Source organism: Acinetobacter sp. FDAARGOS_724 (assembly GCF_013364475.1).
Taxonomy (GTDB): domain Bacteria; phylum Pseudomonadota; class Gammaproteobacteria; order Pseudomonadales; family Moraxellaceae; genus Acinetobacter; species Acinetobacter variabilis.
This window is the reverse complement of the sequence record NZ_CP054908.1, coordinates 1696701-1710476: the sequence shown is the minus strand read 5'-3', so window position 1 is coordinate 1710476 and position 13776 is coordinate 1696701. Positions and strand designations below refer to the sequence as shown.

Annotated in this window: 12 protein-coding genes; 5 read left to right on the top strand and 7 right to left on the bottom strand. The window is 40.4% G+C overall.

Translation table 11 applies throughout. The features are described 5' to 3' along the window. The first annotated feature begins 222 nt into the window (after nt 1-222). Complete coding sequence (locus tag FOC32_RS09350) at nt 223-1407, top strand: hypothetical protein (RefSeq protein WP_175967137.1); 1185 nt, start codon at nt 223-225, stop codon at nt 1405-1407. A 38-nt stretch (nt 1408-1445) separates the two neighbouring features. On the opposite strand, the gene FOC32_RS09345 is transcribed toward FOC32_RS09350, so the two are convergent. After that, nucleotides 1446-2600 carry a helix-turn-helix transcriptional regulator gene (locus FOC32_RS09345; RefSeq protein ID WP_175967135.1) on the bottom strand — a complete coding sequence of 385 codons (1155 nt, stop codon included), beginning with the start codon at nt 2598-2600 and terminating at the stop codon, nt 1446-1448. A 230-nt stretch (nt 2601-2830) separates the two neighbouring features. Between FOC32_RS09345 and FOC32_RS09340 the strand changes: the two genes are divergently transcribed. Then, on the top strand, nt 2831-3337 hold the full coding sequence (locus FOC32_RS09340) for a copper resistance protein NlpE (RefSeq protein ID WP_175967133.1): 507 nt from the start codon (nt 2831-2833) through the stop codon (nt 3335-3337). 70 nt (nt 3338-3407) lie between these two features. On the opposite strand, the gene groL is transcribed toward FOC32_RS09340, so the two are convergent. The 4 genes from groL to FOC32_RS09320 form a co-directional block, all read right to left on the bottom strand. Next, entirely contained in the window at nt 3408-5042 is a 1635-nt protein-coding gene (gene groL / locus FOC32_RS09335; protein ID WP_005234685.1) for a chaperonin GroEL, read from the bottom strand. 69 nt (nt 5043-5111) lie between these two features. After that, nucleotides 5112-5402: a co-chaperone GroES gene (locus FOC32_RS09330; protein WP_004646315.1), complete on the bottom strand. Its 291-nt coding sequence runs from the start codon at nt 5400-5402 to the stop codon at nt 5112-5114. Nucleotides 5403-5580: 178 nt separating this feature from the next. Beyond that, nucleotides 5581-6357 carry a metallophosphoesterase family protein gene (locus FOC32_RS09325; protein ID WP_175967131.1) on the bottom strand — a complete coding sequence of 259 codons (777 nt, stop codon included), beginning with the start codon at nt 6355-6357 and terminating at the stop codon, nt 5581-5583. Then, nucleotides 6338-7276, bottom strand: coding sequence for a diacylglycerol/lipid kinase family protein (locus FOC32_RS09320; RefSeq protein ID WP_175967129.1), 939 nt, complete (start codon nt 7274-7276; stop codon nt 6338-6340). The genes FOC32_RS09325 and FOC32_RS09320 overlap by 20 nt, the downstream gene beginning before the upstream one ends. Nucleotides 7277-7691: 415 nt before the next feature. On the opposite strand from FOC32_RS09320, the gene FOC32_RS09315 reads away from it, so the two are divergent. From FOC32_RS09315 to FOC32_RS09305, 3 genes are all read left to right on the top strand, one after another. Then, the gene (locus tag FOC32_RS09315; protein WP_175967127.1) at nt 7692-9521 is read left to right on the top strand and encodes a phosphoenolpyruvate carboxykinase (GTP); all 1830 of its coding nucleotides are present in this window, start codon (nt 7692-7694) and stop codon (nt 9519-9521) included. A 356-nt stretch (nt 9522-9877) separates the two neighbouring features. Continuing rightward, nucleotides 9878-11230: an MFS transporter gene (locus tag FOC32_RS09310; RefSeq protein ID WP_375725714.1), complete on the top strand. Its 1353-nt coding sequence runs from the start codon at nt 9878-9880 to the stop codon at nt 11228-11230. 133 nt (nt 11231-11363) lie between these two features. Further along, nucleotides 11364-11789, top strand: coding sequence for a hypothetical protein (locus FOC32_RS09305; RefSeq protein ID WP_104426426.1), 426 nt, complete (start codon nt 11364-11366; stop codon nt 11787-11789). A gap of 56 nt (nt 11790-11845) precedes the next feature. Here the strand turns inward: FOC32_RS09305 and FOC32_RS09300 are convergent, their stop codons facing one another. Both FOC32_RS09300 and folD read right to left on the bottom strand, forming a co-directional pair. Next, nucleotides 11846-12514, bottom strand: a complete 669-nt coding sequence (locus FOC32_RS09300; protein ID WP_175967125.1) for a class I SAM-dependent methyltransferase — start codon at nt 12512-12514, stop codon at nt 11846-11848. A gap of 264 nt (nt 12515-12778) precedes the next feature. Beyond that, a complete protein-coding gene (gene folD / locus FOC32_RS09295) occupies nt 12779-13627 on the bottom strand; it encodes a bifunctional methylenetetrahydrofolate dehydrogenase/methenyltetrahydrofolate cyclohydrolase FolD (protein ID WP_175967123.1) in 849 nt (282 codons plus the stop codon). Nucleotides 13628-13776: the final 149 nt, after the last annotated feature.

Sequence of the window (13776 nt, the reverse complement as noted above, 5' to 3'; positions counted from 1 at the left end):
ATTAATATATATTTGTATTTTTAAACTTTAGGAAGAATTTTCAATTTATTGTTATTTGAATCTTCCTTTTTTCACTTCCTATAGCAAGCTCATTCTTTTAAGCAAATAGTGAGTTCAATTTATTTTACTGATTTATATATTTTTCCATCCTAATTTTAGAATATGTTGATTTTAGCTTTCTTTCTATACTTCGCTGACATAATAAATTTTAGGAAGGTTTTCATGAAAAAGACTTTAATTTGTCTTGCCTTAGCGGGGTTACTTACAGCATGTGGCGGTTCAGATAATGATCGTACAGAGGGTTCATCACCTGTTCCACCTACAGCTCCGGTCGGGACCGAAACTGGTGTACTGACAGATGGAATTATCTCAGGGGTAACATATATCACCAGTAGTGGTGCTGAAGGGGTTACTAATGAAAAAGGTGAATTTAAATTTAATGACGGAGAAAAGGTTAAATTCCTGATTGGTGACGTACAACTAGGTCAAGAAATTGAAGCTAAAGAACGTGTTACGCCTTTAGATTTAGCACAAACTGAAATTGTACGTACCAATCTGATGGTGTTTTTACAGTCTTTAGATACAGACAGTAATCATGACAATGGGATTAGCATCAGTACTGAAGCTGCTAATGCCCTTCTTAATCAAAGTTTAGATTTTTCTAAGGTCCCTACAGCATTTGCTACAGATGTGGTATCAACAGGCGTAGTTACCACAGAAAAATTGATTACACCTGAAAAAGCTGCAGAAAACTTCCAGTCAACTTTCTATAAAGATATTGCCGGTACTTGGGAAATTGGCCGTAATGCAAACAGCGCTGTACTGATCCATATTTTAGAAGATGGCCGTTATGCCTTAGGTCAAGCAGAAGCTGCTGACGGTGATGGAGCGCCTGGCATTGAAACTGGAGAGTTAAACTGGAATGCAACTACAAGCGTGATTTCACCGCGCATTATTCAAGACAGTAATGGTGAATGGGGACTCTCACATCCTGTAAAAGGCAAACCTTACACCTTAAACTATGATGGAACGACCTTAATTCTGACAGAACCTGGGATCAATACCGAATACCGGTTAAGCCGCGTCAAACAGTCTGCTAATGGTCTGGTAGGTGCTTGGAGATTTAGTGACACCCATTTATTTGCCTTCTTTGACACAAACTATTATTTCTTCCTGGACACTGAAGGCGGAGATGATTGTGGCTGGCCTGGAATTGAATATGGCAAATTTACTCTTTCAGGTAATACACTCACAACCACTGAAGTTTTATTCGATACCAATGAATGTGACGGATTACAAGACAGTTCCGATGGCAGCAAGACCATTGCAAACATCAATGTATCGGCTGAAACTCTGATCTTGCATCCACAAGGTGAAGGTCCTGTACCATTACAGCGCGTTAGATAATGAGCACAGCCTACCTAAAGAATTATCTTTAGGTAGGTTTAATTAATATGTTCAAAATGAATCGTACATCCCATCAATAAGTGTATCAGTTCAATTTGTGAAGTGCAGTCAGTTTTTTCATAAATATTCTTAAAATAAGTGCGTACTGAACTTAAAGTGATCCCACATTTCGCCGCAATTTCTTCTAATTTATAGCCATTGATTAAAAGCTCACACAAATCAAATTCACGTTTTGACAGTTGATATGCTTGCTGTAAATAAGCTCTGGATAATGAATAATGCCGATTTTTGTCTGTCATAAATACAGCAATCTGATGCTGAGCTTCAGAAAATTGCTGCATCTTTTTTAATCTTTTAAAAGACACAACAGTGAGCATCAATTGTTGCATTTTAGAATCCTGCAGAGCCAAGACCCCGCCTATTTCACTCGGCATACTGGTCTCTTCCAGCAAAGCACTGGATAGCAATCTTTCCAGACGTTCCTGATCACCTACCGGTGTTTTCAGACGGTTATGTATATCCATTTCCAAACACGTTGAAGCTTCAATCATGCTTTGTGCCAGTGGATTCGAATAAGATAACTTGAGATCCTGATCCAGCAAAATAATACCGATTTTTAAACAGTCCAATACGGTATATAAGCTGATATTGTCTTGTTGTACCAAACTGATTTGCCGATGAATCTGTAAAGAGCGACGCAAATGTATGCCGATCCGTTTGAGAAAATTCAGTTCAGTCGCTTCAAAACCTTGAGTATGCGGAGCACGATGTAGTCCCATGACTGCCCAGCGATAATTTCCTCTGTCCAGCAATACTCCCGCCATATACCCTATCCCTGTAGGCTTAAGACATTTTTCATAAAAGATATACTGCTCTGTTCCAGGTTGATCTGCATAATGACGGCAGTCCTGATTAAGCGCCTCCCCCATATCAATTTCATTCCATAAAGGCATATGCAGCTTCATGTCAATGACCCGAATCCGTTCATCCTGATAAGCAGCCAGACTTTCTTCCGGGATATTGTAAGTATAAACAAAGTCATAAGCAGGATTGAATTGATCAAGGCCGGTAAAAATTGCACTATGACTCTGGGTATATTGCACAATATCCTGAATGACCTCCAGCCATAAAGCAGGCAATAAAGCAGCATCATAAATTTTCGCGATGATATTATTTTCCTGTTCTGCTTTCATGACCGCTCTTTTTAATAATTATTTCTATCAAATCATGACCTTAAGGTTTATAAAATAAAACTAAAGAAAACTAATCGCTTATTTTGTATTTTAATTATCTTAGTTTCTCATCTACATATATTTAATCCGTTTCACTTAACGAATCAATTTTTAACAAGATCTCTCTGTATATTGATAGCTCATACTTCTAATGTAAATCCTAGAACAGAAGAACAAGAGGATGATCTTCAATGAAAAAAATACTATGGTCTGCTTTATTGGTAGTAACGGTTACTAGTTTAAGTGCATGTTCTAAACAGAATGACCGCGATATGGCCAGTGCAGATACTCAATCTAATACCACAAATGCTCCTCTTACTACAGAGACTACAAATAGTCAAAGCAATATGAGTACTGAGATGACCAGTAAAGCTACTGTTAACTCCAACTGGGCAGGCGAATATGAAGGTGTTTTCCCGTGTGCTGACTGCGAAGGGATTAAAGTTGAACTAGATCTTAATCCTGACAAAACTTATGAATTGAGTGAGGAATATTTAGGTAAAACTGGAAATAATGAAACTGAAACCAAAGGTAGCTTCACTTTCGATCCTCAACAACCCTCTATTATCGTCCTAGATGGAAAAGCTGAAAACCGGAAGTTTTATGTAGGTGATAATTTCGTTGAAGCTCGTGATATAGAAACAGGTAAGGAAATACAGAGTAATCTGAATTATAAATTAGTTAAAAAATCACCTTAATCATTTTGTAACTTAATAAAAAATCCCCGCAAAAGCGGGGATTTTTTACATCATATGATCGAACGATGAATTACATCATACCGCCCATACCACCCATGCCGCCCATATCAGGCATAGCTGGTTTTTCTTCTGGAATTTCAGTAATCATACATTCTGTTGTTAACATCAAGCCAGCAACAGAAGCTGCATGCTCAAGTGCAGAACGAGTTACTTTAGCAGGGTCAAGAATACCCATTTCCAGCATGTCACCATATTCACCTGTCGCTGCGTTATAACCATAGTTACCTTCACCGTTCTTCACAGCATTGATCACTACAGATGGTTCATCACCAGCATTTGCTACGATTTGACGAAGAGGAGCTTCGATTGCACGACGAAGGATATTAATACCAACGTTTTGGTCATCGTTTGCACCAGTTAAACCATCAAGTGCAGATGCAGCACGTACCAGTGCAACACCACCACCTGCAACAACACCTTCTTCAACTGCAGCACGAGTTGCGTGAAGTGCGTCGTCTACACGGTCTTTCTTCTCTTTCATTTCAACTTCAGTTGCAGCACCAATTTTGATAACTGCTACACCACCTGCCAATTTAGCAACACGTTCTTGAAGTTTTTCTTTGTCGTATTCAGAAGTAGATTCTTCGATTTGTGCACGAATTTGCTGAACACGCTCAGAAATCTGATTTGCATCACCCGCACCATCAACAATCACTGTATTTTCTTTAGATACAGTTACTTTATGTGCAGTACCTAAGTGTTCAAGTGAAGTTTGATCTAACTGCATGCCGATTTCTTCAGAAATCACAGTACCGCCAGTCAGAATCGCGATATCTTGAAGCATAGCTTTACGACGGTCACCGAAGCCAGGTGCTTTAACCGCACATACTTTGATAATGCCGCGCATGTTGTTTACAACAAGAGTTGCTAGTGCTTCGCCTTCAACATCTTCAGCAATGATAAGAAGAGGCTTACCAGTTTTCGCAACAGCTTCCAAAACAGTGATCAATTCACGGATATTGCTAATTTTCTTGTCAACCAATAGGATGTATGGGTTTTCAAGTTCAGCAGTTAAAGTGTCTTGTTTGTTTGCGAAGTATGGAGAGATATAACCGCGGTCAAACTGCATACCTTCTACAACATCAAGCGAATCTTCAAAGCCTGAACCTTCTTCAACAGTGATTACGCCTTCTTTGCCCACTTTTTCCATTGCTTGTGCAATCAGAGAACCAACAGTGGTGTCAGAGTTTGCAGAGATCGAACCAACTTGCTCAATCGCTTTAGAATCAGAAGCTGGTTTTGCAGTTTGTTTAATATTTTCAACAACAGTTTTCACTGCAAGGTCGATACCGCGTTTCAGATCCATTGGGTTCATACCCGCTGTTACTGACTTGATCCCTTCGTTCAGGATTGCTTGAGCCAATACAGTTGCAGTGGTTGTACCGTCACCTGCGATATCATTGGTTTTTGAAGAAACTTCACGAACCAGTTGCGCACCCATGTTTTCGAATTTGTCTTTCAGGGTAATTTCTTTCGCAACAGATACACCATCTTTAGTGATGTGCGGTGCACCGAAAGAACGGTCGATTACAACGTTACGGCCTTTAGGACCTAAAGTCACTTTTACCGCATCTGCAAGGATGTTTACACCAGCGATCATTTTTGAACGAGCTGAATCACCAAATTTTACGTCTTTAGCTGACATATTTGACTCCGAATATTGTTGTATTTTTACAAAATCTGAATTGGAATGAGTAAAACGATCTGACGCAGATTAAGCTTCTAATACTGCTAGGATGTCAGACTCTTTCATGATTAAAAGTTCTTCGCCGTTTACTTTTACAGTTGTACCTGCATAAGTACCGAACAATACTTTGTCGCCAACTTTTACGTCTAACGCGCGTACGCCATTGTCAGTGATTTGACCATTACCAACTGCAATGATTTCACCTTGTGCAGGTTTTTCAGCAGCAGAACCTGGAAGTAAGATGCCCCCAGCTGTTTTTGTTTCTTCTTCAACACGACGAATAACAACGCGGTCATGTAATGGACGAATGTTGCTCATAAATAACTCCATCAGACTAAGTCTTTTTTAGATCACCGATGACGACTTATTTATTCCATTGGTCATCATCAAAATTTTTTGATGTCCTTTTTATGGAGATGGAATAAAATGCTTCAAGGGCAAAAATGAAAAAAAATTGGTTTTTTTTTAATTTTTTGATGGATTGCGTATTTTTTGTCTATTTATTTATGGGATCAGGCTGTGGAACAAAGGTTTTTAACTGTTCATCAAAACAATATTGCGTAATTTTTCCTGTTGCATCAATTGCATTAAAGCTATTCGGCTGATTCTTATGGAGCCGATGTGACGCAGAAGTCCCGGCATGTACATCATAAACCGGATGATCTCCTCCCAATTCGAATATATGGTTCAAATCATAGACTGCGGTATGATGCAAATGCCCATGCAATACAGCAAACAGACCATGTTGCGACCAAGACTCCAATGCAATTTTGGCCATCAGGGGAATATCCTTAAACCCCCGCCTATTCTGAGATTGCACATAAAAAGGTTGATGACTGACAATAATCTTAATTTTGGAAGCAGGTGCCTGCTGTAGTTTTAGGTCAATCCTTTGAATCTGCTCAAGTGATAAATGGCCTTTGGTATGATATCGACGTCTAATTGAATTTACCCCAATCAGATAAAAATGTTCAGTTTCTAAAACAGGCTCCAGTTCACCAAAAAATAATTGATACCGGGTAAATGGAGTAAATAACCGATTCCATAAATGATAAAGCGGAATGTCATGATTCCCCGGGATCACCAGATAAGGCGTATTCAACTGATCCAGAAACCGTTTACAGGCAAAAAATTGTCCCAAACGTGCTCGCTGGGTGAGATCGCCGCTGACTACCACCGCTTCCAACGGATGATCCCAACAAAATTGCTGGATGGCTTCCAAACATTCAGGCCTCTCTGTACCAAAATGCAGATCAGAGAGATGCAGAATCATGCGGCACCATTACACTTAAACTATTTTTTAAAACTGAAATATTTAACGGTGGTGTCATTTCTACCGTCTCCCCATCTATGGCAACCATTAATTTCTTACGTTTAGACTCAATTCGCACCTGATCAGCAGCAAAACTATAAACATCGGAGGCTTGATCAATCTTGCCCCGAATTAACTGATATACCAGCTTGAATAACGTCAGCTTGTCACTTTTGGAAACTACAACCCCAGCCACCTTGCCTTGCTCAGCAGCTTGGGCAATCCGCATTTTCATGTCTGCCAGTTGAAGTGGATTATTGCCAAAGAAAATCAGTGGAGTTTTGACCGGATATTTTTTCTGATCTACCCAGATTTCCAGTTTTAATTCTTTACGGTCACGAATCAAAACATCGAGTGCTGAGGTATAGGCATGCAAAGGGAAACGGCCAAATATGCGATTATAGTCTTCACGTTTTTTAATAAATAAGGGATATAAGCCCAGACTAGCATTGTTCAGGTAGATTTCCTGATTGATGAGTGCCACATGGATACGTTTGGTTTGACCCGTTGCAATGACTTGTGCGGCTTCAACCAAATCTAAGGGAATATCCAGCAATCTTGCCGCATAGTTAAAAGTACCTAAAGGCAATATTCCGACTGGAATATCAGTTTTAAGCAGGTGTTTGGCGACTGAATTGAGCGTTCCATCTCCTCCTGCTGCCACGACCACACCATGATCTGGCGATTGTTGATGCCGTTGCAATACTTCAGCAATCACTGTTTTGAACTGTTCTGGATCATTGATTTCAAAGGCTTTAGTCTCAAAATCATGCGCTGCAAAAATATCTAGTAATTGCTCATATTTTTCTTGCTGGTCAAATAGACGGAAACCAGAATTATGATTATAAATAATAGATAAGGGTTTAGATTGATTAGACATTTTTTACACAGATTGATGCACACCTATTGGCATTTTGTCCAATTCATAAACAATTAACAGTTGCTTTATGTAAAATTCGAATGGCGACCATTTATTTAATCAATAACAAATACAACTGAACAATTTTAATTAAATATTTGATTCAAATATAAATAATTAAAGTAAATACCACACATAAAGATAATAAATACATATTTAAGGTTTTGATTTTATTTATATCTTATTGTTTTATATAAATTTAAACAGAAAATAGCATAATATTCCAAATAAAATCCAGCACTTCTTTAGTCTTATTTTTTTGATGATTTTATGCTTTAATACAGCCACTTTTTTTTCATATTTCATCTGGCCAGTATTTTATTGACCAGATTGTACTTTGTACAAAATTTTGTACACATTTGAGATAGGCCTCACCATGACCCAAGTGAACGCACCAGAATTCGTTCGTCACCCTAAGCTTATTGCATGGGTGGAAGAAATTGCTAAATTAACAAAACCAGCAAAAATTGAATGGTGTGACGGTAGCGCAGAAGAATATCAACGTTATATCGACTTGATGATCGCTAACGGCACAATGCAAGCGCTTAACCAAGAGAAACATCCTGGTTCTTATCTTGCAAATTCTGATCCTTCTGACGTTGCTCGTGTTGAAGACCGTACTTTTATCTGTTCTGCAAATAAAGAAGATGCTGGCGCCACCAACAACTGGGAAGATCCAGCAGTTATGCGCGAAAAATTGAATGGTCTGTTTGATGGTTCAATGAAAGGTCGTACCCTATATGTGGTTCCATTCTCTATGGGTCCTTTGGGTTCACACATTGCGCACATCGGTATCGAATTAACTGACTCTCCTTATGTGGCAGTCAGCATGTCTAAAATGGCTCGTATGGGTAAAGCTGTTTATGACGTTCTAGGTACAGATGGTGAATTTGTTCCTTGCGTACACACTGTGGGTGCACCACTTGAAGAAGGTCAAAAAGATGTTGCTTGGCCTTGCAACAAAGAAAAATACATCGTGCACTACCCAGAAACTCGTGAAATCTGGTCATTTGGTTCTGGTTACGGCGGTAACGCATTGTTAGGTAAAAAATGCCTGGCTTTACGTATTGCATCTTATATGGGTCGTCAACAAGGCTGGTTAGCTGAACATATGCTAATCCTTGGCGTGACTAACCCTAAAGGCGAAAAACACTACATCGCAGCTGCATTCCCATCTGCTTGTGGTAAAACAAACTTCGCGATGCTGATTCCACCAGCAGGTTATGAAGGTTGGAAAATTGAAACTGTAGGTGACGATATTGCCTGGATCAAACCAGGTGAAGATGGTCGTTTATATGCAATCAACCCTGAAGCTGGTTTCTTCGGTGTAGCTCCTGGTACAAATACCAAAACGAATCCGAACTGTATGGCAACTCTTCATAAAGACGTAATCTATACAAACGTTGCTGTGGCTGACAACGGTGAAGTTTGGTGGGAAGATCTGACTAAAGAAGCACCTGCGAATCTGACTAACTGGAAAGGTCAACCACACACTGGCGAAGAAAAAGCGGCTCATCCGAACGCTCGTTTCACAGTTTCTGCTGGTCAATGCCCTTCTATCGATGCGGATTGGGAAAATCCAGCAGGTGTTCCAATTTCTGCGTTCATCTTCGGTGGTCGCCGTGCAGACACAGTGCCTCTAATTTCAGAAGCATTTGACTGGGTTGATGGTGTTTATAAAGCTGCCACCATGGGTTCTGAAACAACTGCTGCTGCTGTTGGTCAACAAGGTATCGTTCGTCGCGACCCATTTGCGATGCTTCCATTTGCTGGCTACAACATGGCTGACTACTTCACTCACTGGTTAGAAATGGGTGAGAAAGTTGGCGAGAAAGCTGCTGCTGCTGGTAACAAGCTTCCTGGTATCTACAACGTGAACTGGTTCCGTCGTGATGCTGAAGGCAACTTCGTATGGCCTGGTTTCGGTCAAAACATGCGTGTTCTTGAGTGGATCATCGATCGCTGTGAAGGTCGTGTTGATGCTGTTGAAACTCCAATCGGCCGTGTACCTACTTACGAACAGCTCAACTGGACTGGTTCTGATTTCACTAAAGAACAGTTTGACCTGGTAACTTCTCAAGACAAAGATCAATGGATCAAAGAACTTGAAAGCCATACTGAATTGTTCAACAAATTAGGTGATCGTCTGCCAGAAGCGTTGAAAAAACGCCAAGCTGAACTTCTTGAAGCGGTTAAATCTGCTTAATTGCTGATTTAATTTTAAAAAGGTCGCGTAAGCGGCCTTTTTTTATTATTTTAAGGCAAGGTTAAAGCAAATCTTTTAATTTGTTTTACATCTAAATAAAAACCACATTCACTGTTTATTAATCTCCTCAAAGAACATCATTTAACCAGTTAATCCAATATAAAAATCAAGCAATTACTCTAAACAAATGGTAAATCTATGTTTTATAAAAATATTTGAAAATTCCATTATTTATTAAGACTAAAGTCCTATAAAAACAGAAAACTTGGAGGCGTATAAGTATATGAAATCTCCTCACTTTCTCTCTCACTAAAACATAACTTTTTAGATTTTATAGCAATGAAAATTTAAAAAAGATGTGTTTTACAGCATTCCTTTGGAGCAATGTTGTGAATCAGCCACTTCCTGAAGCTGCTACACCGCAGCTTGACCGTAAAACACGGGTTAAATCTATTCTCGGTGGTTCTGCAGGTAATCTAGTCGAATGGTACGACTGGTATGTTTATGCAGCTTTTACCTTATATTTCGCTTCACAGTTCTTCCCTGATGGTGACAATACTGTCAAGCTCCTTCAGGCTGCTGCTGTATTCGCACTTGGTTTCTTGATGCGTCCGATTGGCGCATGGATTATGGGGATTTACGCTGACCGCAAAGGTCGTAAAGCCGGTTTAACACTTTCTGTATCTTTGATGTGTGTCGGTTCCCTGATTATCGCCTGTGCACCTACCTATGATTCAGTGGGTATGCTGGCCCCTGCGCTGTTGTTATTTGCACGATTGTTACAAGGTCTGAGTGTAGGTGGTGAATACGGTTCAAGTGCCACCTACTTAACTGAAATGGCAGGTAAAAATCATCGTGGTTTCTATTCAAGCTTCCAGTATGTGACCCTGATCTCAGGTCAACTATTGGCACTGTGTGTACTGATTTTCCTACAACGCGCTTTGACTGAAGCACAACTCACTGAATGGGGCTGGCGTATTCCCTTCCTGATTGGTGCATTCTTAGCGATTGTAGTGTTCTGGATCCGTCGCGGTCTGGTAGAAACACAATCTTCAAAACAGGCTGTTGAACAGGCGAAAAAAGGTGGTCCTAAATCCGGTGCCTTAGCTTTATTCACTAAATACCCTAAACAGGCGTTTACCGTAATCATGCTGACTGCAGGTGGTACTTTAGCTTTCAATACTTTCACTACTTATCTGCAAAAGTACCTAGTCAATACTTCTGGTTTTGAAAAGACTACAGCGACTGAAATCACAACCCTCGCCATCTTCGTATTCATGTTATTGCAACCAGTTGTGGGTGCGCTCTCTGACAAAATTGGCCGCAAGCCAATCATGATTGCCTTTGGCGTATTAGGTGTTCTCTTTACCATTCCTATCTTTAATGGCTTAGGCACAACTACCAACCCAACTACAGCATTCATGTTATGTATGAGTGGTATGGTGATTGTGACTGGTTACACAGCGATTAATGCCGTAGTAAAAGCTGAGCTATTCCCTGCCCACATCCGTGCCTTAGGCGTAGCTTTGCCTTATGCGATTGCCAACACCCTATTTGGGGGTACAGCAGAACTGGTGGCTTTAAGCTTTAAAAATGCCGGCCATGAAAACTACTTCTTCTATTACATTACTTTTATGATTGGCCTGTCACTGCTGACTTATGTCTTTATGAAAGACACTAAAAAGCACAGCATGATTACTGATGACTAAGTAGCTGTATTGCTCTAGGAGCTTTCCGGATGGAAACATTCGGAAAGCTTTTTTATTGGAATTTTATGTTTAGTGCCATTCCGCTATTTCGTTGCTATGGCATACTTGTCTGATAAAAATACGGGAAATCATCATGATGAAAAAAACAGTTTTTTTACTCGGCTTAACTATCGGCACTTTAGGCCTGACAGCATGTCAGACGGCACCTCAACAATTTAACGGTCAGACCGGATATGAAATCCTAGAACGTTCAGAAAATACTGCAACCTTAAGCTATACATTAGCAGGACGACCAAGTCAGGATGAAAACAGATTACAGGCTGCTTGCAGACAAGTTCTTGGAACCTCTAAAAACTATAATATCCAGATTATCAATAGTCAGGAAATAGTTAACCCAACTCCAGAACAGGTTCAGTATGGCCGTCAACTCGGGGATAGTCGTACCCAGATCAGCTTGAGTAATACACCTGATTTATATAACAGTGAAAATCCAGGTGCCCGAGAGGCATTAGATGCCCGCCCTACCACTGTACGTGTGATTCGTTATACCTGCTCATAAAAACAGAGCATAAAAAAAGGGCTTGATGCCCTTTTTTATTTTTTAACTCTTGTGTTTTATTTGGTTCGATAGAAGCTAACATTGCGAAATTCGGGTGATTCATCCAGATCTGGCCAGGTGGTTGCGCTGCGTTCATCCAGTTTGAGATATTGTGGATGATTAAAGTTTTTAACCCGACTGTCTGCAACCCAGACCTCGGGTGCAAATTTCAGGAATTCATCCAGAAAGAAGCGGTTACACTGATCATAAAGCACGTCAGCCGCTAGCAGTATATCCACCTGTTCTGTTTTATAGAGATCATCCAGATATTCCAGCTCAACATCATTTAGCTCAGCATTGGCACGACAGGCATTCAGACTGACCTGATCGATATCGCAACAGATCACCCGCTTGGCTCCTGCCATTTTCGCAGCAATCGCAACTACACCGGAACCCGCACCAAAATCCAGCACTACCTTGTCTTTGACATGATGCGGTTCAGCCAGCAGCCATTGTGCCATGGCCAGTCCAGATGCCCAGCAGAAGATCCAGTACGGCGTATCATTCCAGATCCGGCGAATCACTTCATCATCCAATTTGTCTGTCGGAAAAACTGGTGGAATCAGCCAGAGTGAAATCGGTGTTTCCGGCAGTTGTTGTGCCGTTAGCTCACAATTGGGAATGACTTTATGTAAGGCTTGAAGTAAATACTCAGGGGCTTTAGGAAATTGGAAGGTACAGCTCATGAAGAAAGCCTTGATGCGAAAATATCTTTATTGGAATTTATACATTAATCGGATACATGACCACGTCATTCGCAGCTGTTCGAGGCAGACTGAAATCTAATTCTTCCTGTTTTTGCGACACATCAACCACACAAGAGAAATATGACGAGTTCTGCGAATGACAAATGGTTTTGGTTACTTTTGCCGAAACAAAAGTAACAAATGAACTTCTTACATCTTAATAGTCACAACGATACGACTCCGCCGTAACTAATTAAATTTCAATTAACCCAAAGCCTTCTCAGCAGCTTCTACAGTTTGACGAATTAAAGTTGTAATCGTCATAGGACCTACACCACCCGGAACTGGGGTATAAGCAGAAGCGATTTCTTCGATACCGACTAATTGAATATCGCCTACACCGCCGCCATCACGTGGGTGGAAGCCAGCATCAACAACAACGGCACCCGGTTTGATCCAGTCTTTCTGGATCAGTTCTGCTTTACCTACTGCACCTACAATGATGTCAGCCTGTTTTACAAATTCAGGCAGGTTTTGAGTACGTGAATGACAAATGGTCACAGTAGCATTCGCTTCAAGTAACATTGCTGCCATCGGTTTACCTAAAATCGCAGAACGACCAACCACTACCGCATGTTTACCTGCGATTTCAATATTGTTTTCTTTCAGGATGGTCATGATACCTGCAGGCGTTGCAGAACCGTAAGCTGCTTCACCCATCGCCATACGACCATAACCTAGGCAAGTCACACCATCTACATCTTTTTCAAGCGAGATTGCATCGAAACAAGCACGTTCATCAATTTGTGCAGGTACTGGATGTTGTAAAAGAATGCCGTGAACATCCGGATTTACATTCAATTTTTCAATTTCAGCAAGCAATTCTTCAGTAGTTGTTTCTTTTGGAAGCTCAACTTTTAATGAATCCATACCAACACGGCGGCAAGCATTACCTTTCATACGCACATAAGTTGCAGATGCGCCATCGTCACCCACCAAAATAGTCGCAAGAATTGGAGTACGACCTGATTTTGCTTTTAGCGCTTCTACGCGAGTTAACAAGTCAGCTTCAATTTGCTTCGCCAATGCACGACCGTCTAGAACTAATGCCACGGCACTTCTCCCAAGTGTTGATATGAATCAATTTTGCACATTCTACATGATAATTCTGAATATTTTCCGCCATATGCTGTTTTTATGTGCATACAAATGAATATCCTATTGTTTTTTTTTCAGAGCTTGATAATATACGCATCAACAAG

Coding starts and splice junctions, on each gene's coding strand:
- FOC32_RS09325 (WP_175967131.1), bottom strand. CDS start 6,357: ATGATTCTGCATCTCTCTGATCTGCATTTTGGTACAGAGAGGCCTGAA.
- FOC32_RS09350 (WP_175967137.1), top strand. CDS start 223: ATGAAAAAGACTTTAATTTGTCTTGCCTTAGCGGGGTTACTTACAGCA.
- FOC32_RS09340 (WP_175967133.1), top strand. CDS start 2,831: ATGAAAAAAATACTATGGTCTGCTTTATTGGTAGTAACGGTTACTAGT.
- FOC32_RS09345 (WP_175967135.1), bottom strand. CDS start 2,600: ATGAAAGCAGAACAGGAAAATAATATCATCGCGAAAATTTATGATGCT.
- FOC32_RS09305 (WP_104426426.1), top strand. CDS start 11,364: ATGATGAAAAAAACAGTTTTTTTACTCGGCTTAACTATCGGCACTTTA.
- FOC32_RS09300 (WP_175967125.1), bottom strand. CDS start 12,514: ATGAGCTGTACCTTCCAATTTCCTAAAGCCCCTGAGTATTTACTTCAA.
- FOC32_RS09330 (WP_004646315.1), bottom strand. CDS start 5,402: ATGAGCAACATTCGTCCATTACATGACCGCGTTGTTATTCGTCGTGTT.
- FOC32_RS09315 (WP_175967127.1), top strand. CDS start 7,692: ATGACCCAAGTGAACGCACCAGAATTCGTTCGTCACCCTAAGCTTATT.
- FOC32_RS09320 (WP_175967129.1), bottom strand. CDS start 7,276: ATGTCTAATCAATCTAAACCCTTATCTATTATTTATAATCATAATTCT.
- groL (WP_005234685.1), bottom strand. CDS start 5,042: ATGTCAGCTAAAGACGTAAAATTTGGTGATTCAGCTCGTTCAAAAATG.
- FOC32_RS09310 (WP_375725714.1), top strand. CDS start 9,878: ATGTGTTTTACAGCATTCCTTTGGAGCAATGTTGTGAATCAGCCACTT.